This window comes from Shewanella septentrionalis, assembly GCF_025370265.1.
In the GTDB taxonomy this organism is placed as follows: Bacteria; Pseudomonadota; Gammaproteobacteria; order Enterobacterales; family Shewanellaceae; genus Shewanella; species Shewanella hafniensis.
The window spans coordinates 102,984-124,703 of the sequence record NZ_JAMTCC010000014.1 but is presented as its reverse complement, the minus strand read 5'-3'; the positions used below and the strand labels follow the sequence as shown (position 1 = coordinate 124,703).

The window sequence follows — 21,720 nt, the reverse complement described above, 5'->3', positions numbered from 1 at the left end:
ATCGCGACTTCGCAGGGCGTCAGGATATCGGGCAGGTGTTTCACCTGTGGAGGCTTAACAATATTAAGCCACTGCCAAGATTTATTGAGGACGTGAAAGTAGAAAAACTGCAAGCCGTTACGGTCGAGTTTGACGGTGCTCCATGAATGTGAGGCAATTAAGTCGGCAAAATAGCGCTTTAAATCATCGGAGGTCAGGGTATCGGGGCAGCAGTCAAAATATGCCGCAATACGGCGTATAGCTCGGCTATAGGCATCAATGGTTGCAGGCCGCTTGCCTTGCAAGGTTAAGTTGGTAAGATGTTGTTCATAAAGTAAATCAAAGCGTTGTTGTTCGTGAATGTCCATGATGATACTCCTAGGTTTGCGACCGAAGCAGGTCGCGTCTAGCAAGTATTTAGGATGAGGGGCAAAAGGATGGCTTTATCTTGTTCCTGCCGCAAAGCGGCTTCGTTCAACAATGACTTGAAGCTAACTCAATTGGATACTAAGTCAAAGTTAACTCATTCCATCACTGATGCAGAACACATAACCCATGTTAAAACCCACTTTACTGGTTAGCCTGTTTGGCTTGAGCCTTTATGTTACGAATGCCGCCTATGCGGCGCCAAGCCCTGTTCCCCTTTTAGTTGAACAATGCCTGCGTTTGCCAAGTATTGATCTTGCGACTGTGTTCGCCAATGCGCGTTTAACTGCGTCTGAATTAACCTTGGCCCAGCGCGCGCTTATTTTTGAGCAACAGATGTTAGGGCTTAATAATATCAACGACAGGCTCAACTATTACCGTGGGTTTAACTTACCAAGTGAGGAACGCGAGGGTCTACTGCAATGCCAGCTACACCTCGCCGACACCCTGTCGCAACTTCTCAGCCAAACTGAATTGAGCCAACTCGCCTACGCCTTAGCCCAAGGCAATGCAGAACAAATACTGCTGAGCCAACAGCTTAAACAATTGCTACAACAGCATTGGAGCGCCGAGGAAAAAGCGAAACTGCATACGGCGCAGGCCAGCATAGGCCAAGGGTTAGGCAGCCAACAATTTAGTCTTGCCTTCAATGACAGCCAATGCCAACCCGAAGCGACTCAGCAGCAACATCATCTGCATAAAGAAGAGGATAAAAGTGACGAGCCGAAGCGCAGTAGTGCAAAGCAAAGCGATTTTTCGGGCACTATCGTCAGCTACTTACTGACACAGGAAAACGCCGTATGTCGCCAAAATGTATGGCAGGCATACCAAGCCAGAGCGAGTGAAACCAATCAAACGGCATTACAGCGAATTGCAGAGCAGCGCCAACAAGCCGCCACAGCGGCAGGCTTTGCCGATTACAGCGCATTAGCGCTTAATTCGCAGCAGTTATCATCCCCTGAGTTGGTCAAAGCCTTTCTCGATAGCCAAACCCAAGATTTGCAAGTGGCTCCCTGGGATATTGGACGTACCCTGTCACAACAAGCATCAGCCAAGGGCCCCACATGGCAAACCTCAGACGTCTTGAGTCGCAGCATTACTTATCTGCAAGTGTTTGGTTTGCAGTTTGAGACCATTGCAACCGCCAACGCCGAGAAAACACCAACCGATCCTAATCGGCCGCATATTGTCAGGGTCTACCACCAGCAAAGATTGTTGGGTGAAATCTATGTGGCGTACAACCAAAATCCACAGCAAAGTAGTCAACAGCAGACATTGCGCCAAAGTGTACTCGGCCAGCAATTTGGACAACAGGCGTTGGATCTTAAGCCGCGGCTGAGTAACTACAAAGACATTGAACAGTTAACCGAATCCATCGCAGAAGCAGTGACTTCCCTTGCTAAAGCGAGCCATTTCTACCTCAACAATGCCATGGGGCAGAGTCAGGATAGCCATTTTGTGGCGAGTCTCTGGTTAGCTGAAGTGCTGCGCCATCAACTCTTTCCGCAATTTGAGCAAAGCTATTTACAAGAGCGTGAAACACTGGCTAAAGCTTATTCGAAACAGCTCAAAGTCTTTCGCGCTAAGGTTGCAGTCAACTTTTATCAAGATGTAAATTCACAAGTCTATCCGGATCTCGGTGCAGAGTTTAGTGCTAGCTTCGGCCAAAATTGGCCGCAAACCAAGGATTATCCCTACAGCTTCAATGCTATCGCCAACGAAGGTCCGCTCTACTACCAATCGCTCTGGCAAGTATCGTTAGCCCAGCTGATTGATCAAGCCACATTAGGCTGCCAAGACAAACTTCAATTATTTAATTTGTTAGTCGTCAATGAAGACGCTTTAAACCTAAGTAAACAATTGAATGCAATCATTGGTGCGCCCGTTGATAGCGCTTCGCTGATCCAAAGGATCTCCAATAGCGCCGCTTCGGAGCATACTGGTAATTCTGACAATCAAGCTTTCAACGCCACAGGTTCTTGTGCGTTTTAAAAGTGAATGCATAAGCTGTGTTTGTGACTCGCTCGGGCGCAAACACAGTTAATCGTCATGATTCGCCTCTCGAACACCTCAATCACTTAGCGCGACATAGCTAGCAGTATGTCGTGAGAATGATTGACTCTATGATATTTAATTGAAAAAGTCGTAAGAAGTGGCCACTATAAGCCTCAATCTATCGTTTTTTTGAGATTATAATGACTCGAGCTAAATCTACCTTAGAACAATGGCGTATTTTGCAAGCGGTCGTCGATTTTGGCGGCTATGCCCAAGCGGCCGAAAAACTCAACAAGAGTCAATCGTCACTCAACCATGCGGTTGCCAAATTACAGCATCAATTAGGTATTGAACTACTCGAAGTCAAAGGCCGTAAAGCCTATCTCACCCAGCAAGGCGAAGTACTGCTGCGCCGCTCACGGCATGTCACCCAAGCCGTCAACGAGTTAGAACAGCTCGCGAGTAATCTCGAGCAAGGGTGGGAGCCGACACTCACGATTGCCCGTGAAATAATCTATCCGATGGAAAGCTTAGTGTGTGCCCTCAATGCGTTTCTGCCCCACAGCCGTGGCACTCGCATCATCATGCTGGACTCAGTGATCACCGGCACCCAAGAGCTCATTCTGCAGAGTAAAGTCGATATTGCTATCTGTGCAGGGGTGCCGCCCAAAGGGTATTTATCCGAGCCTTTATGTGAACAAGAACTCTACCTCGTTTGTTATCCAAGTCACCCACTCGCTGACTTAGGTTCGATTGAAGACGATAAGCTACTGGCACAGTATTTACAGTTAGTGATCAAAGATACCGGCGTGCAATCCAATATCGACATAGGCTGGCTCAAAGCTGAGCAGCGCTGGACCGTTTCTAACTTCCACGAGGCAAAAGTCATTCTTAACCAAGGTATTGGCTTCTGTTGGATCCCGTCTTTTTTAGTCCAAGAAGAATTAGCTTCCGGCAAGTTAGTGCGTTTACATCTTGAGGGCAGTCAAAAACGTCGCATCATGTTGAGCCTAGTGATCCCCAATAGGGATCAACAAGGACCAGCATCCAAACTGCTTGCCTCATTGATTTTACAACAACATGGAATTGAACCGACGAATAGCAATTAATAGCAAGATAACCAAACGAGTTCTCAATTTGAGTGAGCAAGACGCTTAGTGCTTAGTGCTTAGTGCTTAGTGCTTAGTGCTTAGTGCTTAGTGCTTAGTGCTTAGTGCTTAGTGCGAAAGAATAAATACAGAAAGGTAGCATCAAAAAAGAGAATGAACAGCAGAATGGGCATAGTTAAGCCTAACCTTACACACTAAAGTCAACATAGCGCGCTGGGTGCTTGCCCAAGTATTGCGGCTGAATAAATCCTGCTCCTTGCGATGCATTATCTTCAGCACTTGACTCACTCTGCAGTGACGCACTACGATTTTCGCTCGCACTGAAACTTGATGGCGGCTCGTTTATCTTGCTGGTATCTTTTGCGGCCAGAATTGGCAGAACAGTAGCGGATTGCGCATGATTAGGCAGCTCATTTACAGGGGCGAGATTAGAAGGCTGCATATCGGCTTGCGGCGTTACGTCAACGCGGACTGAAGGCCCAATACTGGCTTGTGCAACCGCGGCATAATAACGACTTGCAGTGCTATCGGGTCTTGGAATAAAACGGGTCGCTAAATTCACAGTACTTGATGCTTCTCCAAATGCTAAGGTTGCAGTCGGCGGCTCAATGGTTTCCACTGTCGTTGACGTATTGACTGAGCCGCTAGTACTCGAGGTATTAGACTGAGTTTCCGAACTAATACCAGAACTTGTGTCAGTCGTCACAGTAGTTTTGGCCGTCTGCGCTTCAACCCTTTGAATGAGCTTGTCAACTGCATCTGAGACTGGTGTTGAGACGGCACTTTGGGGCTGAGCGATATTGCCTGATTCGTCGACCGCACCCGTAACTAAGGGTGTGTGTTCTTGTAACGGCGGTAGCGCTTTAATCAGCGCATCGGCGCCTATTAATGTTTGAGTCGTTTGCAAGTCAACAATTTGTTGTTGTCGCTCTTCAGCAAGCTTTAGCTTTGCTTCATTCATTTTTTGCAAGGCTTCAGCGGCAACGCGAATATCCGCAGAAGAAGGATCAACCGGAGCCATTGCCGCCGCGTACACTTGTTTCATTTTGTTTATCGTTGCGAGTGGATCGCCTCCGACAGCAGAAACATCAATCTGCACTTCACCATCGGTGGCATAACGTTGGCCATCGGCACCCTTCTCATACTTAAAACTCGGACTCTGAGCGTATTGCCCGCCGACCGTGGCATGGGCATGTTCATGGGCTTTAACCTCAGAATCTCTGGCTTTAAGTGAGTCGAGCTGTTGTTGCTGCTGTGCCTGCGCTTTTTCTTGGGCTTGTATCTCTTGTTCCTGAGCTTGCTGTGCCTGTGATTGCGCTTGTGACTGTTGTTGCTTTGCTTGTTCTGCTGCCACAGCTTGCTGTTTCTGCGACGCTTCTTCCTGTGCTTGCTTTTCAAGCTGATTATCATTTTTAGCAAAAACAGCGGCTAAGGCTTGCTGGCGATCATCGGGGTTAGACGCTATAGCAGGATCTTCTACCTGACTAACTTGAGCCTTAGCGTCACCGAAAACCTGAGTAAATTGTTCCAACACTGTCGGTTGAGCCACTTCATTGCGAGCGGATTGATCTACTGCTTGTGCAGCGTTTGACTGCTCAACAGTCACTGTACTCGCTGCTGAACTATTACTACTTATATTTCCAGAACTGTTATTTACAGAAGTGTTATTTACAGAGCTGTTACCTGCCGAGTTAGAGGTGGAGGAGTCAACTACCGCAGCGCCAGTAAAAACAGTTTGTGGCCCAAACACTGCGGCTAAATCAGGCGTTATGGGAGAAACACTGCCCGTATTCGTTGGATTAAAAGCGGAAGGCTCTGTGCCAGTCGTATTAATTGATGAACTCGTAGGCGTAAAAATATCAGCGGCAATACTGCTCGTGACACTAAGACTCGGACTTATTGTAGATAAGGCGTTTGCGCCAAGGCTAGTTCCTGTAGCACTCGTGATTGATGACAATGCAGGAGTCGACACAGGTGTAGCAATTTGTCCCCCACGTACACCAGAAATGGACCTTGGCCCCGTTAACAAGCTAAAACTGGCATCCGCATGCAAACTTGCCCGATCTTTTAACCCATTGACTTGAGCAACATTTGCTTGAGGAGCATTGGTTTGAGGAAGAGCAACCTGCGGCCTTGATTCAGCAAAAGGATTGGCCTTTAGTGCTTGACTTGCGCCATTGAACGCAGGTGGTAGTACAGGCGTAACATCCGCAATTGCAAGCGGCGCTTTTAAAGCATCAATACCTGCGACATTTGAACTTATGGGTGTCGCGGTATTTGTATCGCTGAATAAAGGCGTTGATGATATAGCTGCAGGCATTGCAGAAAATGTTTGAGCGCTCGATTGCAATGAACTATCAGCCGAAGAACTTGCGTTAAAAGATACATTCGGTGATGAGTGGAGAGATTGAGAAACGTAAGTTACTAATGGAGCAATAGCCGAAACTTTAACCGGAGCGGTTGAGGTTCCAGTAAAATGTGGTTCATAGGCACCACTCGCTTCAAGTTTTGCGGAGCCTGCTTGAGTGCTGACTCCTTGATAAGTGCTATTAGCGTGAGTCTTGCTTTGACTGTGACTTTGGCTTAAATCAGTGCTTAGCGTCTTATCATGTGCCGAAAATGAAGAGGATGGCGCTCCAACCTGAGGTGATAGCGCCACTACTGACATGATGTTTACACCTTAATGTTAATGATCGAACCTATCGTTTCTGAATCAGTTTCAATCACCTCTGTAGAGGCTTCACCTTGTCTTAATGACTCATTTGCCGCCAATAGTGCCGAGGTTTTATCGGGCTGGGCAACATCTCTAGCAGGCTCAGCCGGAGTCGCACTTTGCGTCTGTGTAGGTTTAGCCACATCTATTGTTGCTTGAGTAAGCCCAGATTGAGCACTTTGCAAGCCTTGCAGACCGGATGAATAAGCAGATTGGATTTGCATAACGGTATTCCTGCATGCTGTGATTAATGGGTCAATTATTGACCAGTAACGTGCAAAAGTACAGATTTTATCCGCATTCTCAGCATTTATTTACGGCCAGATTTATCCTGTGATCCAATTAGCTTCCCAATCCTTAAATACGGGATTAAAACCCTGCCGTTGCATCTGTTCGATAACTTGCTCGACACTGCGATCATCGCTTATCTCAAATTGATCGAGTTGACTGTCAGGCGCTTGATAGCCTCCCGGTTGTGTCGAACTGCCCGCACTGATTTGAGTGATCCCAAGTGGCAAAAGATTATCCCTCAGCTCAGGACTTTCTCTTGTCGACATGCTGATATCAAGCTGTTGATTAAAAAGTCTAAATGCACAAATCATTTGCACTAAACCTAGATCCGATAGCATGACTTTTGGGGTGATCCCGCCAGTACAAGGTCGTAACCTTGGTAGCGAAATACTAAAGCGGGTGCGCCAATAGCGTCGCTCTAAATAGTCGAGATGATATCCCATCATTAACGCATCTAAACGCCAATCATCCAGCCCTAATAAAACCCCAAGACCAATTTTATCGACGCCCGCCGCCGCAACTCTGTCCGGTGTTGCTAAACGATAGGCAAAATCCATTTTTTTACCTCGAGAATGGTGACGAGCATAAGTTTCGGGCTGATAGGTCTCCTGATAAATCATCACAGCATCTAAACCTAGCGCGACTAACTGGCGATAATGGTCCTCACTCATGGGCTGGACCTCCATCGCCAAATGGCTAAATTGCTGCTTTACCAGCGGCAACATTTGCTTGAAATAATCGATGCCGACCTTAGTTTCATGCTCACCCGACACCAGCAAAACAGAATCGAAGCCCCTATCTTTGATAATGGCCATTTCGGCCATCAACTCCAGCTCATTCAAGGTCTTGCGTTTGAGTTTGTTACTCATGCTAAAGCCACAGTAATCACAATCATTAGCGCACAGATTCGAGACGTATAGCGGTAAATACATACCCAGATTCGCGCCAAATCGCTGCCGCGTAAGCGCCGCTGAACGTTGTGCCATGGTTTCTATATAAGGTTCAGCCGCAGGTGATAACAAGGCCAGTAAGCTACGTAAATCCCCTGCTGGACTCACTAACGCCCGCTCAACATCCTGGGCAGTGCAAGAATACAAATCGAGTAACAGTTTATCCCGTGGGATCTTGGCAAATTCCGCTACAAAACTCATTGGTTTAAAAATCCCGTCAGAGGACTGGTATGTACCGCGCCCGTTTGTACTCGGCCAAGCCCAGCTTCAAAGGCCCGTCTACCGCATTGCACCGCCTCTTTAAAGCACTCGGCCATCACTATCGGCGACGCACTGCTAGCGATGGCGGTGTTAACGAGCACCGCATCGGCGCCCAGCTCCATTGCCCGCGCAGCCTGTGAAGGCGCGCCAATACCGGCATCGATCACCACTGGCACCCGCGCCTGCTCTATGATGATTTTTAAAAAGCTTTCAGTGACTAAACCCTGATTACTGCCAATCGGACTCGCCAGTGGCATAACCGCGGCGCAGCCCACTTCTGCTAAACGACGGCACAGCACAGGATCGGCATGCACGTAAGGCAATACGATAAAGCCTTTCTCACAGAGGATTCTAGCCGCCTCTAAGGTTTCAATCGCATCGGGCATTAGGTACTTAGGATCTGGGTGGATTTCGAGCTTAATCCAATGAGTTCCCAGCATTTCACGGGCAAGCTCAGCCGCAAACACTGCTTCCTTGGCGTTTCTCGCCCCCGAAGTGTTAGGCAATAGCCGGACACCCGCTTGACGTAACGGCGTGAGTAAATCATCAAGCCCCATTCTAAAATCAATTCTTTTCATCGCAACTGTCACTAACTGAGATTTTGAAGCCGTTATCGCCTCAAGCATCACTTGGCTATTGCTGAATTTTCCCGTTCCGGTAAATAACCGTGATTCAAACTCCACATCGGCAATCGTTAACATACTAGCCTCCCGCTACAGCTGAAAAAAGTTCCAATTTATCTTCATGTTGGCAGAGAATCGATTGCCAGCGATTACGCGGAACCACCTCTGCATTCAACACGATAGCGACCGAATCGAGGGCTATATCTTGCGCGAGGATCACCGCCGCGAGTGAAGTCGGTTCCGTTAATGGCTGCGGGACATTATTTATGTGAATTAAAATCATATCAAACCTCCATACTTTATATTTTGCTGGGCTTATCGGATGATAAACAAACCTCTTTTGGACCACATACGTCACAATGGGGATCCCGCGTTAATGTCGCCGCTGTCCATGAAAGTGATTTAGCGTCGAAGCGCCAAAAACGCCCCAACAAGGCACTTTTCGATTCATCACATCTATCCATATTCAGCAAGAGTTTCATGGCCACCAAAGATTGCATTGACGCCATCACGCCCACGCTCGGCCCGAGTACGCCTTGGGTACTGCAGCTCTGCGACACTCTCGTCTGTGCGGGGAAAATACAGTGATAACAACCACCAGAGGGGAACAGCATTTGGTCGACCGCGAACAATTGGCCGCTAAATGCTGCGATTGACGCGCTGACTAAAGGTAAAGCCGCTTCGATACAGCTGCGATTAATGGCTTGGCGAGTCGCAAAATTATCGGTGCAGTCAAGCACAAGTATTCTTTTACCCTGTTGTTTCGCCTCTAGAATATCAGCGAAGTGATGAGCCGCAGTTTCTGTATTAAATGCTGTTTCATGGGCAGTCACAGTGCACTGCGGCGCTAAGTCATTGAGCTTTTGCTTGGCAACTCGCGCCTTATTGAGCCCGATATCGCCATCGCTGAATAATAATTGTCTTGGCAGATTTGATATTTCAACCTTATCCATGTCGATTAAGGTCAAGCAACCAATACCTGCGCGAGCCAGATACTGCGCCGCCAATTGGCCTAAGCCGCCAAGCCCTACAATAACAACGTTGGCATCGGCCAGTTGTAATTGCCCTGCCTCACCCACTTCTGGAAGTAAGACTTGCCGGGAATAAAGCATAAAATCGGCATCGCTAAGTGTTTTGCCACTGACCGTCTCGCCATGATAAAGCGGTTTATTTGTGCTCATATTTGGCATGCACTTAGCACCCAAATATGGCTCCCAAGCTTGGCTAAGCACTGCAAACGCCGCGACTGGATCCTGAGCCTCGGTTATTGCCCGCACCACAGCAATATTGGCCACACCAGTGGCTTTCACCTTTGCTAAATTATCTAAGTCGATGCCGCCAATAGCGACCAAGGGATAATGGTCTTGGAACAGTGCGACATAGCGTTTAAGTTTTGCAAGCCCTTGGGGCGCCGAAGGCATTTGCTTCGTCGTGGTTGGGAATATATGCCCAAGCGCTATGTAGGATGGCGAGTATTGGTGCGCCAATAGCAACTCGAAATAACTGTGGCTCGATATGCCTAGCGCGAGCCCCGCGGCTTGAATGGCCGCTAAGTCAGTAACGGCGAGATCTTCTTGGCCTAAATGTACCCCGAAGGCATGGTATTTTATCGCTAACTGCCAGTGATCATTAATAAAAAGCTGTGCATTAAAATGCTTGCCTAAGGCAATGGCTGTTTGAATTTGTGCTTCTAATTCGGAGCCAATTAACTCAGGTTCACCTGACTTAGATTTGCCTGACTCACATCTATCTAGCGCAGACTTGCCTAAATCAAATTCGACTGGCGCTGAACTAGTTAACTCGCTGATGTCAGTTTTGATCCGTAACTGCACGGTTTTAACGCCCGCAGCTAACAAACTTTCCAGCATGGTTAAGTCATTCACTACGGGGTAAACACCAAGATCGGCATCGAGCACTTTAAAACAGTGGGATAAAATATTTTGAGGTGGCGTCGAGGCTATTCTTACCTGAGCGGTTGCCTGAGCTGTTGCGGATAAAACTGTTGCAACTAAATCACTTCTAACATCAAGATGTCGATTGAGGTGATGACGAATAAAATTGCCATCACACAGATTTATCTTGGCATAGCGGGACAAGTTATTAGGCCAACCCGTACGGGCCAACGGCCCTGGACCTTGCCCTAAACCAATCGCCGCGCTTAAGCCTTGACTCACATAGGCTTTGGCAACCACCACCGCATCTTGCAATACAAAACCCTGCGCTAACACAGCGGCAATGGCCGATGACAAAGTGCAGCCGCTCCCATGATTATGGCGGGTATTAACCCGTTGGCTGGCTAACCAGAAGCGCCCATTTTGATGCAGCTCAGAGCTCGCGCGCACTTGACGACAAACTAGATAATCCTCGGCAAGCTCAAGATCCCAGCCATTACTCTTGTAAGCGGTATCAAGAGCGTTAGCGTGAGTTTGAGCATGAGTATCAGCAAGAATGTCAGAGCTGCCAAAGCTTACATCGCCCCCTTTGGCGAGCACACTGCAATCAAGACTCTGAGATAAAGCCAGTGCAGCAGCAGCGAATTGCGCTTTCGTTGAAACATCACTGTGAGTTAATCGCCCAAGTTCAAGCACATTGGGCGTGATAAGTTCGATTAAACCTTTGAAAGGCCTAAAATCTAAGGCTGATTTAGCCGCACTTTTTATATCCTGACAGTTATCGACTGCTAATGCATCGCCACAACTGGCGACCATCACAGGATCGACAATCACAGGCACAGATGGATAGTGGATTTTAAAACTCGCGATCCAATCTGCCAGCAATGCCACTTGAGTTTGATCTGCCAGTAAGCCGATTTTAATTGCTTTGGGTGGTAAGTCGGAAAGTAAAGTCGTCAGCTGAGCCATTAACATCGCCGCTGATACGGGCTCGACTAAAGTGACCGTCACAGAACTTTGCGCCGTCACTGTGGTGACCACACTGCAACCGTGACAGCCCAAATCTTGAATTGTCGCTAAGTCCGCCTGAATACCGGCACCGCCGCCACTGTCTGAACCAGCTATGGTCCAAACAAACGCGGGACGCTCGGTATTCATGGGCGCATTATCCCCATGAATACCCAACATAATTAGGCTTCCTCAGCTTCGGCGACAAGCTTGTCTTTCACGTGATAGATCTCGGCGCCCGAGGCAGCAAATTGTGCCGATTTTAGCGCCATTGCCGCTTCCAACTCCTGCGGCGTCTTGATTGTGACTTGCATGGCTTGGGCTGCCGCTTCAACTTGCTCCGCCTTCGCTTGTGCCGCCTCTAAGCCAGCGGCATAGGCGCGCACATCTTGGGTGATTTTCATCGAACAAAATTTAGGGCCGCACATAGAGCAAAAATGCGCGACTTTAGCGGATTCCTGCGGTAAGGATTCATCGTGATAAGCACGTGCGGTTTCAGGATCGAGTCCTAAGTTATATTGATCTTCCCAGCGGAATTCAAACCGCGCCTTTGCCAGCGCATTATCACGAATTTGCGCACTTGGATGACCTTTCGCCACATCGGCGGCGTGGGCGGCAATCTTATAAGCAATCAAACCTTGCTTAACATCTTGTTTATTCGGTAATCCTAAGTGTTCTTTTGGCGTGACATAACACAACATAGCGCAGCCGTACCAAGCAATCATGGCCGCGCCTATGCCGGAGGTGAAATGATCATACCCAGGTGCGATATCGGTGATTTGCGGGCCAAGGGTGTAAAACGGTGCTTCATCGCAGTGAGCTAACTGCTTGTCCATGTTCTCTTTAATGAGCTGCATCGGGATATGTCCCGGCCCTTCGATAATGGTTTGTACATCGTATTCCCACGCGATTTTGACTAGCTCACCTAAGGTTTCAAGCTCTGCAAACTGGGCAGCATCATTGGCGTCGGCAATTGAGCCTGGACGCATACCATCACCTAAAGACAGGGATACATCGTAGGCGACGCAAAGCTCACAGATCTCACGAAAATGGCTATAGAGGAAGTTTTCCTTGTGGTGACTCAGGCACCATTTGGCCATGATTGAACCGCCGCGGGAAACGATCCCGGTAACGCGTTTAGCCGTCATCGGTACATAACGAAGTAACACACCAGCATGAATCGTAAAGTAATCAACACCTTGCTCCGCTTGTTCAATCAAGGTATCGCGGAACACTTCCCAGGTTAAATCTTCTGCCACGCCGTTCACTTTCTCCAGCGCTTGATAAATCGGCACTGTGCCAATGGGCACTGGCGAGTTGCGGATGATCCATTCGCGGGTCTCGTGGATATAACGACCCGTGGATAAATCCATTACCGTATCTGCACCCCAACGGGTTGACCAGACGAGCTTTTCCACTTCTTCCTCGATGGATGACGTCACCGCAGAATTACCAATATTGGCGTTCACTTTCACCAGAAAATTACGCCCTATGATCATAGGTTCGGCTTCGGGATGGTTAATATTCAGCGGAATAATCGCGCGGCCACGGGCGACTTCAGCGCGGACAAATTCGGCGGTAATCGGTTCGCCGACTAAGGCACCAAAAGCTTCGCCCTTGGCTTTACGATTGAGGATTTCATCCTGTACTTCGGCAAGTGCCATGTTCTCGCGGATCGCCACATATTCCATTTCGGGAGTGATAATCCCTTGACGGGCATAGTGTAATTGACTGACTCGCTTGCCCTGCAGCGCTCTGCGTGGGCGGACAATGGCACTCGAGCCTGCCTCAAAACGCAGATGGTCTAAACCATCATCGGCGAGTCTTTGTTGGGTAAAGTCTGAGGTCGCACAGGGTAATTGCTCTGTATCGTTGCGGGCTAGGATCCAGTTTTGTCTTAATTTACCAAGGCCTAGACGCACATTGATGTCGGCCTCAGGATCGGAATAAGGTCCGGCGCAATCGTACACTCGGATTGGCGGATTTTTCTCCATGATAGGCGCATCATCTGTTCCGCCCACCAGCGTGTCAGTCTGCAGAATGTGTCGCATGCCAACGCGAATATCGGCACTTGAACCTTCGAGATAAATCTTTTGTGAATTAGGATGTTGCAGTGGCGCTAACGTATCGATAAAGGCTTGGGCCTGCGCGCGGGTTTCGCGGCGACTCGGCGCCTTAGGCACGATTGATTGACTAGACTCAGCCGATTTATTAGGCATTGTCGATTTATTAGGGATTGTCGATTCTGGCGCTGTGATTTCTGTCGCATTGGCAGCTACAGCTGGGTTTTGGTTTGAACTGGACATAAGCAATCTCACGTTAAAAAATGGAGTTGCTTGTCTGGAGAATTGAGTTGTTGATAGCTGGACATGGCAATCAACTTTTGTGGCCAACACTGGCTTCAAAAATTGAGTTACCCTGCTCAATAACAATTAAATCTAAACATTAAGGCTTAAAACACTGCTGAGTAAACAGGTGTTCAAGCCGTCTATTTTTGCGATTTAATGTGTGTTATTACGCTTGTTTCCTTCGCAGGTTTTAACCTGATCAGGTTCAACGGATCCCGAATAAACGGTCTCAGCCAAGAGGCACTCCGACAAGATGAGTGCGCAGTATAGACAGAAGCGGCAGCAACAAACAAGGAAAAAAGCAATTAAAAACCTTAACTACCAATCCAAAATAAAGATTCATAATTTATTGTTTTTAATTGATTAAATTAAATTAAACTAAAAAATCTATAATTAGCATGAAAATAGATCATAAAAGAAAGTCACTATTTATGGGGTTTGAGCATCATTTTATTTAATCGAGATTGAATGGCATCATCAATAGCTTGATTGATTTTTTTGCCACTGCAGTTAATGGGAAAACCTAAATTTTCGGCGTTAGGATTAATTTGTGTCCCCAGACGGACGACGCGATAACAAGTATCCCCTATACGCACAATACGATTTGGGTCTAAGGGTAAATCTAGACTCGTTGTGCCACCGAAATCATCGGCGTTAGGGACAAATAACACTTCCATCTCAGGGCTCATTTCACTCATATTCGATTTCCGGGTGAATTTATCGGCCTGTTCAATGACGAGATCATCGAGCGCTTGCTCGCGCTGACGTTCAAAATATTGCTGGGTGAATAAACTCATGCTTGAGCTTGTCGCTATTGTGCTCTCACCTTCTGCTGCGGGCGAACTCTTAGTGCCAAGCTGCGGCTTTATTTCTGTGGTATCAAGCGTATTAGTTGGTTTTTTTGCCGTCACTTCCGCGGACTGTACTTCACTTTGGGCACTTGATTGAGATTGGCTTGATTGAGTGATGTCCGGTTTAACCGTATCTGGCTTCACTTTTCCCTGATCTACTTTTTCAGGCACGACCTTTTCAAATATTGGCATAGGCTTAACTTGAGTTGCAGGCGTGGGAACAATTGTAGGCGTAACAGAACTTGTCATCTCAGTCTTATCCTCGGCCTTGCTCTCTGTTTCTAGCGCAGCGCTTTCAGCCTTCTCTACTGCGGGAGCATAAATAAAGTAAGCTTTGAGCGCCGTCACTTTAGGGCCCCGGCTTTCAGTTTCTGTTAATCCAAAGGGATTTAACTGTGGGCGCCACAAAATACAGATAAGTAAAAATAAACACGCATGCACTAAGAGCACAAAAAATAACAGACTTAATCCTTTGAAATACGGCTGACGAGTACGTAACCCCAATCCTTGAGCACGGGTTTGTATTGTCCTAGGCAGTTCAGGTTTGGATTCAGATTCAGCAACCAATTTATCTTGATGTTGATCTTGATGTTCAGCATGGATTTCTTGCAGTACTAAATCTTGGGCTTGCTCTTGGTCTATAGCTTGAGTGTCATGCTCAGTGACTAAACGGCCTGCACCGCGATTGAACGCTGACGGCTCGGCAGCAGTGGTAAAAACTGGCGTTTGAGCAGCATCTAGATCAACGAAGTGATGATCAAATGCAATAAAAGTCTCGCCTTCTGGCGATGTGACCGAAAAAAGCAAAGCACTATCAGTATCATCTCCAATCGCTATTGCTGTAGGAGATACTGTCAATAAAGGCACGGCTTTGGGTTGACGTTGAAAAGGCAAAATCCATCCTTAGGTTTTGTGTAGTCTCAATTGATTTCGATGATGCTTAACGTGGAACAATTACACTCAAATCCAATATCAATCCAATATCGAGTTGCTGAATATTGAAAGAGAATTATCCAATGATTGCATTTACTTGCGAGTGCTCAACGCAGATTAGAGGAGGCAAACAGGGTAAAGTTCAACGCGAATGCAACACGTTACAAGCGCAGTGCTTACGCTAATGCTTAGTAAGACACTTGTCAGTCGAGACAAATAAGGCTGGGAATTGAGATCACAATCGCGCTAAATTGATGGGAAAATGCTTGCTAACTCTTACGTCTTAAAGCGGATAACATCATCAATGCGATACGCTGACGGGAATACAAGACGGCGTTAAAAATCTAAAGGGCGAAAACAATAGAAGCCAGCCACACACTTAAGCTTACAAGTGTACGCTTAAATATGGTGATTTATTTTCCTAACTGATAGACTTAGCCATTATCGTTTGCGAGTGTGTATCTACCATGTCGAGTCAAAGTGTTATCGAACAACAAAACCCAGCTAAAATCCCTGCTAAGTCTGGGCCGTATAGTATTAAAGAAGAGATCGCTAATAGCGTATCCCATGGCTTAGGCGTCATCGCAGGCATAGTGGCATTAGTACTGATGTTACTCAAAGGGCAAGATCATCTAACGACAATTCAACTAACAGGCGTTGCCATTTATGGTGCGAGCATCATAGTGCTTTTTCTATGCTCGACCTTATACCACAGCGTTAGCCATTCAGGCTGGAAACATAAACTTAAGATCGCCGATCACTGCGCAATTTACTGCTTGATTGCAGGAACTTACACACCTTTGATGCTGATAAGCCTACAGGGGACGCAATCGATAGTGATTTTAACAGCGATTTGGTCGCTTGCGATTGGTGGGATCTTATTTAAAACGCTATTTATTCACAAATTCAAAAAGTTAAGCTTAGTCTTGTATCTCGCCATGGGCTGGCTATGTGTCACTGTGATGGGCGATTTAACGGCGGCCATGTCGGAGTTAGGTTTTAATCTATTGATCTTAGGCGGATTATTTTACACTTTAGGTGTTGTGTTCTACGTCGGGAAACGCATTCCATTTAACCATGCCATTTGGCATTTGTTCGTGCTTGGCGGTGCCATGAGTCACTTTCTGTGTATTTATCTGACTGTTATTTAAATGGCTATGATTTACCTGATGGTGATTTAACTAGCTCTAATTTAAATGGCTATGATTTAACTGATGGCGATTTAACTGGCTCTAATTTAAATGACTATGACTTAACAGATGGTGATTTATCTGTGGGTCAAAACTAAAAGTCGTTAATTATCTATTTAAGCACTTCCTCGAACTCTCTCTCAAACATCGCAATCAAGTACGGCTATTCAATTCAGTAAATAGCGACGCTAATAGCGTCGCTTGTTCTGCTCTACCACACTGGCGCCAAAGCGCAATAATACATTCTGCAGTGCACAAGCCCCCTTCTTGCTGATTACGCCGCAATATAAAGGCGGATTCAGGCATAAGTGGCGGCAAACTGACTCGTGCAGCCGTTTTAAGATAGGGGCTCTGGCGGAGCATCTTACGCGCCTCCTGCCAGGTTGCATCTAAAATCACCACTTGGTTAGGCATTCGCTGTGCTGCTATGACTGTAGATTGCGCTGCCGCTAACAACATTTGTGCGTTCGAGAGCACTGGCTCAGCTAAAACCGTATCTAAGGCATTATGATCAATGGGCACAGCGGGCTCAGTATCGCTTGCTGGAAACAACAGTTTAGCCTGCTGCGATGCCAACATAGCCACTAAATCGTTATCAGGTGCAGTTCTCGACCAGACGATGCTTTTCACCTCTTCAGGGAATGCGGCTAACGCGAGTTGGCCAGTATTCGTTTTGCGGGTTAACTCGCGTTCGTGGGTCAATAAAATAATCTGCATTGCCTTCCTTGCTGCGGCAAAAGAATGAGAAATAAAATTAAACATCTAGCGATGTTAGGAACAGGCTCGAAGCAGTATCAGCTTAAAAGAGCACGTTGAAATAACGACGTTTAATCGCTAACCAAACCCTGCTCACTCAGTTATGTGTGAAATAAAATCATATATTAAACACATGATTTGAAAGTGATAAAACTTACAAACATTCCAACACTATCTGTTTTAGCAGAAAAGTTTCACGCTCTATTGATTGGCCTTTATGTGGATGATTGCGCTGAATATCTTCATTATGGGCGATAGCTTGATGAATATTGAGCCATTCAGGCCGCATGCCATTTTTTATCTCATGGGCTTCTAATCGAGTCTCACCTAAACCACGCTTGCCCAGTGCGGTGTCGATACGGCACACGTAACAGAATGACTCCATGTGCACTACGTTCGCCCCTTCACGATACCAAGGCCGAAACTCTTCGTAACGACCAAAGGGGGCTAACACTTGAATGTCTAGGGCGCCGGTTTCTTCCTGTAGCTCGCGGATCAGCCCGTCTTCAAGGCTCTCGCCGTCGTCAATTCCGCCGCCGGGTAAGCTGTAATCGCGATATTTTTGGGTATACAACAGCAAAATGTCTTCACCCGATAACACTATCGCGCGGGCAGCTCTGCGATAAAAAACGCGTGCCGTCTGTAGGTTAACCGCTGGATCTTGGGTGGTTCTCAATAAACGCATAGTCGTAGCCATTTGCCGAAAAGGAGTCGCAGCATAAACGAAAATGTGCCAAATGCAGATCAAAAACTGTAGCAGAGGTAAAAGTCACATTCAGTCCAGTCCGAGTGGTTAATAGATTTTAACGATTACAGATTGATTGTTAACGGTTTATGCCAAAATCATTTTACCCATAATATTACAACGAGATCGCGATGCGATCCTCTCCTTCGCTTGATTCTCATCGTAGCTGCTCTTCTTAGGTTCTCAGCGTAATTCCCAAGCAGCAAAAAGACTCAAGCTCACTTATGCCCCCCCATGTTCACTCAAGAGCAGGGCCAATTGCTGCTGATAGGCATCAATAATCGCTGGTGTTTGCTTATGCGTGGGCATGCGTTGGTAATGACCAATCACCTGCGACAAATAACGCTGCGCTCGTCGCAAACTTGCTTCATCTAGCATCTGCCACATTAACGAACCCGTAGCACTGATAGACCGACCATTTGGAGCCGCGATAGTACTGACATTGAGGATTTCGTAGAAACGTTGATTCTCTTCCAATAAATGTTCCGACTTAAGCCCTAGCCCTAAGGCAGTGAGTGATTGCCTGACATAGTAATTATGATGCACGGGACACAAAATAAATTCGAGGTGCCGCTGTGGGTGCTGGGCTAGAATTGCCCGCACTAAGTCCACCAGCAGTTCACCGCCCACGCCAGCGATGATAATCAACTGTTTATCCTTGTCACTGGTTTGCGCGAGCGGTAAAGCCGCAACATCAAGGCAATGTACTTGCCACTGAGTATCACGACTTAAATTTGGCTCTATGTCTAGGTTTAAGTGTGGATCTAAGTTTGGATCTAAGTGTGAATTTAGGCCTGATATGTCAGCGGGGAAGAAACGCAGCAAACGCAGTTCAAGCGCCTGCATCAGCGAAGGCACACAATCGACAAAGTGTACATGGCGGGCAGCGCTCCTTTCTAGCAACAGCATACCGAGCAAACCATGATCGCAGCAGCAATCCCAAATATGGTCGTAATGATCACTGATCATGCTGTTTATCTGTTGTAAACGTTGGCTAATTTTCACGGTTTGACCTTACTGCTGCGGCTCCAAATACTGTAAATCCCACTGTAAATCCCACGCTAAATTGCATTTTTAAGCAAAAATAAAAGCGCGCATTCTACCCGAGTCAAAAGCAAACCACATCTTTTGTTCGTGCCCTCGCAATGCTTCTCGTCACTTCTGTTACGTCACGCCTTAATGTGGTGAATACGTATGCAGGCCGTTGCGGTTAAAAAGCCATCGCCACTAGTATGCTGTGAGTCACATTCATTATAAAAACAAGGATCAAGGAATGTTCATCAAGACCAACCCTATTCAGTTTACTGGCCGTCACTTAACAAAGAGTCACGCTCGCCAGAGCTCATCATGCCAAAAGCGATCGCAAGCGCTATTGAGCCCTACACTTATCGCTTTTGCGGTCACTAGTCTCTTTAGTGCCAACGTATTTGCCAAAACCGTTACCGTCAGCTCACCCAACCAACAAATTCAAATCAGCTTGAGTGACGATACAGGCCGCCCCGAATATAAAATCGATTTTCACGGCAAGACAGTCATAGAACCGAGCCGCTTAGGCTTAGTTTTTCAATCCCTTGGTGAACTCGGTCAAGGATTGCAGATTAACAGTAGCGATAAAAAGAGTGCCGATGACAAGTGGCAACAACCTTGGGGCGAACAGGAATGGATCCGCGATCAGCACAATCAACTGACCGCAGTATTAAGCAACGGCAAGGTGCAACTCGAAGTCGAGTTTAAAGCCTTTGACGATGGTATTGGCTTTCGCTATCACTTAGCCGAACAAGCCGCCCTGCCCGCGAATTCGCCGCTCTTAATCACAGACGAGTTAACCGAGTTCAATGTCGGTCAAGCCGATAAAGCCACAGCATGGTGGATCCCTGCCCGTGGCTGGAATCGCTACGAATATTTGTATCGCACCACAGCGCTGAAAGAAGTCGATAGAGTCCACACGCCCTTCACCTTTAAACTCGCGAACGGTACGCACTTAAGTATTCACGAGGCCGCCTTGGTGGACTTTGCCGCCATGACCTTAGATCAGCAGCGCGATGGAAAGCTTAAGGCCGATCTCACGCCTTGGTCCGATGGCATTCGCGTCAAAACTCAAGTGGGCTTTTATACGCCGTGGCGCACCATTCAAATTGCCGACAACGCGACTGGGCTGCTCAATTCGCACCTTATCCTTAACCTCAATGAGCCCAATAAACTCGGCGATGTTGCTTGGGTAAAACCGGGGAAATACGTCGGTATTTGGTGGGGAATGCACTTAAATGAAAATACTTGGGGTTCGGGCCCAACCCACGGCGCCACCACCAGCGAAACCGAACGCTACATGGATTTCGCCGCTAAATATCAGTTTGATGGTGTATTGGTAGAAGGTTGGAATGAAGGTTGGGACGGTGACTGGTTCCATAATGGCGATCAATTTAGCTTTACTAAGGCCTATGCCGATTTCGATCTGCCCGCCATCACAGCCTACGGCGCGAAAAAAGGGGTGCGTTTAATCGGCCACCACGAAACCGCAGGCTCTGTTACCCATTATCGCGATCAAATGGCAAATGCCTTTGCCCTGTATGAGAAGCACGGTGTGACCCAAGTCAAGACGGGCTATGTCGCTGATGGTGGCCAAATCAAGCGTATCGATGACAAAGGCATTACCCGTCACGAGTGGCACGACGGCCAGTTTATGGTGGGCGAGTATCTGCACAGCGTCACTGAAGCGGCGAAACACCATATCAGCATCAATAGTCACGAGCCCATTAAAGACACGGGCCTACGCCGAACCTATCCGAACTGGATCGCCCGCGAAGGTGCCCGCGGCCAAGAGTACAATGCTTGGGGTAGCCCACCAAACAGCCCTGAACATACGGCCATGTTACCCTTTACCCGTATGCTCGCGGGTCCAATGGACTTTACTCCGGGGATTTTTGACTTAGCGCCTAAGGGGTTGGATGCGCAAAACCGTGTGCAAACCACCTTGACCAAACAGCTCGCCCTGTACGTTGTGCTCTATAGCCCAATCCAAATGGCAGCAGACTTACCGCGCAATTATGAAAAGCACTTAGATGCCTTCCAATTTATCCGCGATGTGCCCACGGATTGGTATCAGAGTGTCGCACTTGCCGGTGAAGTCGGTGACTATGTGGTCTTTGCCCGCCAAGCGAAGGATCAAGGTGATTGGTATTTAGGTGCACTCACGGATGAAACCGCGCGCAAGGTCACGGTCAAACTGGATTTCCTCGATCCCAAGAAACGTTATCAAGCGCAGATTTACCGCGATGGCGCAAACGCCGATTGGAAAACCAATCCCTATGATTATGTGATTGAAACCAAAGAAGTGAGCGCTAAGGATAGTCTAAACCTCGCACTCGCTAGCAGTGGCGGCACGGCAATCAGATTCAAAGTACTTTAGGTTTAGCACTTTAAATTCAGCATGTTAACGTTAGCGCGTTAACTGAGTGTTTGAGCGAGTGCAAAAAATACAGAGTAAAAAGCAGAAAGTCACCCAGGATGCACCTTGTCCCTGGTGACTTTTTATTGCCAGATAGGACCTGTTTATCCCAATACAAAACGTAAAAGTTAACCAGAGTCGAGGCACCTTAGTTGATGTTGGCCTAAATTCAGTTCGTGCTCATTGGCCGACAAATTGCTATAAA

At 47.3% G+C, this 21,720-nt stretch carries 17 protein-coding genes and 1 riboswitch; of the genes, 5 read left to right on the top strand and 12 right to left on the bottom strand.

Annotation, left to right across the window (positions count from 1 at the left end):
* Positions 1–347, bottom strand: a 347-nt coding sequence (locus NE536_RS10235; RefSeq protein WP_261272629.1) for a site-specific integrase, incomplete at its 3' end; no start/stop codon positions are given.
* Positions 348–534: 187 nt separating this feature from the next.
* Here NE536_RS10235 and NE536_RS10230 point away from each other — a divergent pair.
* Together NE536_RS10230 and NE536_RS10225 are read left to right on the top strand one after the other, a co-directional pair.
* On the top strand, positions 535–2,397 hold the full coding sequence (locus NE536_RS10230) for a M3 family metallopeptidase (RefSeq protein ID WP_261272628.1): 1,863 nt from the start codon (positions 535–537) through the stop codon (positions 2,395–2,397).
* A 203-nt stretch (positions 2,398–2,600) separates the two neighbouring features.
* Positions 2,601–3,509, top strand: coding sequence for a LysR family transcriptional regulator (locus NE536_RS10225; protein ID WP_261272627.1), 909 nt, complete (start codon positions 2,601–2,603; stop codon positions 3,507–3,509).
* Positions 3,510–3,696: 187 nt separating this feature from the next.
* On the opposite strand, the gene NE536_RS10220 is transcribed toward NE536_RS10225, so the two are convergent.
* From NE536_RS10220 to NE536_RS10185, 8 genes are all read right to left on the bottom strand, one after another.
* Positions 3,697–6,177 (bottom strand): putative metalloprotease CJM1_0395 family protein, encoded by a 2,481-nt coding sequence (locus NE536_RS10220; RefSeq protein WP_342455078.1) that lies wholly within the window; start codon positions 6,175–6,177, stop codon positions 3,697–3,699.
* Between the two features lie 5 nt (positions 6,178–6,182).
* Positions 6,183–6,446 (bottom strand): hypothetical protein, encoded by a 264-nt coding sequence (locus NE536_RS10215; protein ID WP_006081755.1) that lies wholly within the window; start codon positions 6,444–6,446, stop codon positions 6,183–6,185.
* Between the two features lie 102 nt (positions 6,447–6,548).
* A complete protein-coding gene (thiH, locus tag NE536_RS10210) occupies positions 6,549–7,664 on the bottom strand; it encodes a 2-iminoacetate synthase ThiH (protein WP_259589841.1) in 1,116 nt (371 codons plus the stop codon).
* Positions 7,661–8,425, bottom strand: a complete 765-nt coding sequence (locus NE536_RS10205; protein ID WP_261272625.1) for a thiazole synthase — start codon at positions 8,423–8,425, stop codon at positions 7,661–7,663. Before NE536_RS10205 ends, thiH begins: the two co-directional genes overlap by 4 nt.
* A gap of 1 nt (position 8,426) precedes the next feature.
* Positions 8,427–8,630 carry a sulfur carrier protein ThiS gene (gene thiS / locus NE536_RS10200; protein WP_006081758.1) on the bottom strand — a complete coding sequence of 68 codons (204 nt, stop codon included), beginning with the start codon at positions 8,628–8,630 and terminating at the stop codon, positions 8,427–8,429.
* Between the two features lie 16 nt (positions 8,631–8,646).
* Entirely contained in the window at positions 8,647–11,427 is a 2,781-nt protein-coding gene (locus NE536_RS10195; protein ID WP_261272624.1) for a ThiF family adenylyltransferase, read from the bottom strand.
* Between the two features lie 2 nt (positions 11,428–11,429).
* Complete coding sequence (gene thiC, locus NE536_RS10190; RefSeq protein WP_261272623.1) at positions 11,430–13,553, bottom strand: phosphomethylpyrimidine synthase ThiC; 2,124 nt, start codon at positions 13,551–13,553, stop codon at positions 11,430–11,432.
* A 201-nt stretch (positions 13,554–13,754) separates the two neighbouring features.
* A riboswitch (TPP riboswitch) is annotated at positions 13,755–13,853 on the bottom strand.
* Positions 13,854–14,020: 167 nt separating this feature from the next.
* A complete protein-coding gene (locus tag NE536_RS10185) occupies positions 14,021–15,340 on the bottom strand; it encodes a hypothetical protein (RefSeq protein ID WP_261272622.1) in 1,320 nt (439 codons plus the stop codon).
* Between the two features lie 506 nt (positions 15,341–15,846).
* On the opposite strand from NE536_RS10185, the gene trhA reads away from it, so the two are divergent.
* Positions 15,847–16,530 carry a PAQR family membrane homeostasis protein TrhA gene (gene trhA, locus NE536_RS10180; RefSeq protein WP_259563411.1) on the top strand — a complete coding sequence of 228 codons (684 nt, stop codon included), beginning with the start codon at positions 15,847–15,849 and terminating at the stop codon, positions 16,528–16,530.
* The gene (locus NE536_RS10175; protein WP_261272621.1) at positions 16,506–16,667 is read left to right on the top strand and encodes a pentapeptide repeat-containing protein; all 162 of its coding nucleotides are present in this window, start codon (positions 16,506–16,508) and stop codon (positions 16,665–16,667) included. Before trhA ends, NE536_RS10175 begins: the two co-directional genes overlap by 25 nt.
* Positions 16,668–16,722: 55 nt before the next feature.
* Here NE536_RS10175 and NE536_RS10170 read toward each other — a convergent pair whose 3' ends face one another.
* The 3 genes from NE536_RS10170 to NE536_RS10160 all read right to left on the bottom strand — a co-directional run bounded on the left by NE536_RS10170 (position 16,723) and on the right by NE536_RS10160 (position 19,075).
* Positions 16,723–17,286, bottom strand: a complete 564-nt coding sequence (locus NE536_RS10170; RefSeq protein WP_342455077.1) for a tRNA-uridine aminocarboxypropyltransferase — start codon at positions 17,284–17,286, stop codon at positions 16,723–16,725.
* A 193-nt stretch (positions 17,287–17,479) separates the two neighbouring features.
* Positions 17,480–18,010, bottom strand: a complete 531-nt coding sequence (locus NE536_RS10165) for an NUDIX hydrolase (RefSeq protein ID WP_261272619.1) — start codon at positions 18,008–18,010, stop codon at positions 17,480–17,482.
* A gap of 282 nt (positions 18,011–18,292) precedes the next feature.
* The gene (locus NE536_RS10160) at positions 18,293–19,075 is read right to left on the bottom strand and encodes a tRNA (adenine(22)-N(1))-methyltransferase (RefSeq protein WP_261272618.1); all 783 of its coding nucleotides are present in this window, start codon (positions 19,073–19,075) and stop codon (positions 18,293–18,295) included.
* A 268-nt stretch (positions 19,076–19,343) separates the two neighbouring features.
* On the opposite strand from NE536_RS10160, the gene NE536_RS10155 reads away from it, so the two are divergent.
* Positions 19,344–21,476: a glycoside hydrolase family 97 protein gene (locus NE536_RS10155; RefSeq protein WP_261272617.1), complete on the top strand. Its 2,133-nt coding sequence runs from the start codon at positions 19,344–19,346 to the stop codon at positions 21,474–21,476.
* Positions 21,477–21,720 lie beyond the last annotated feature (244 nt).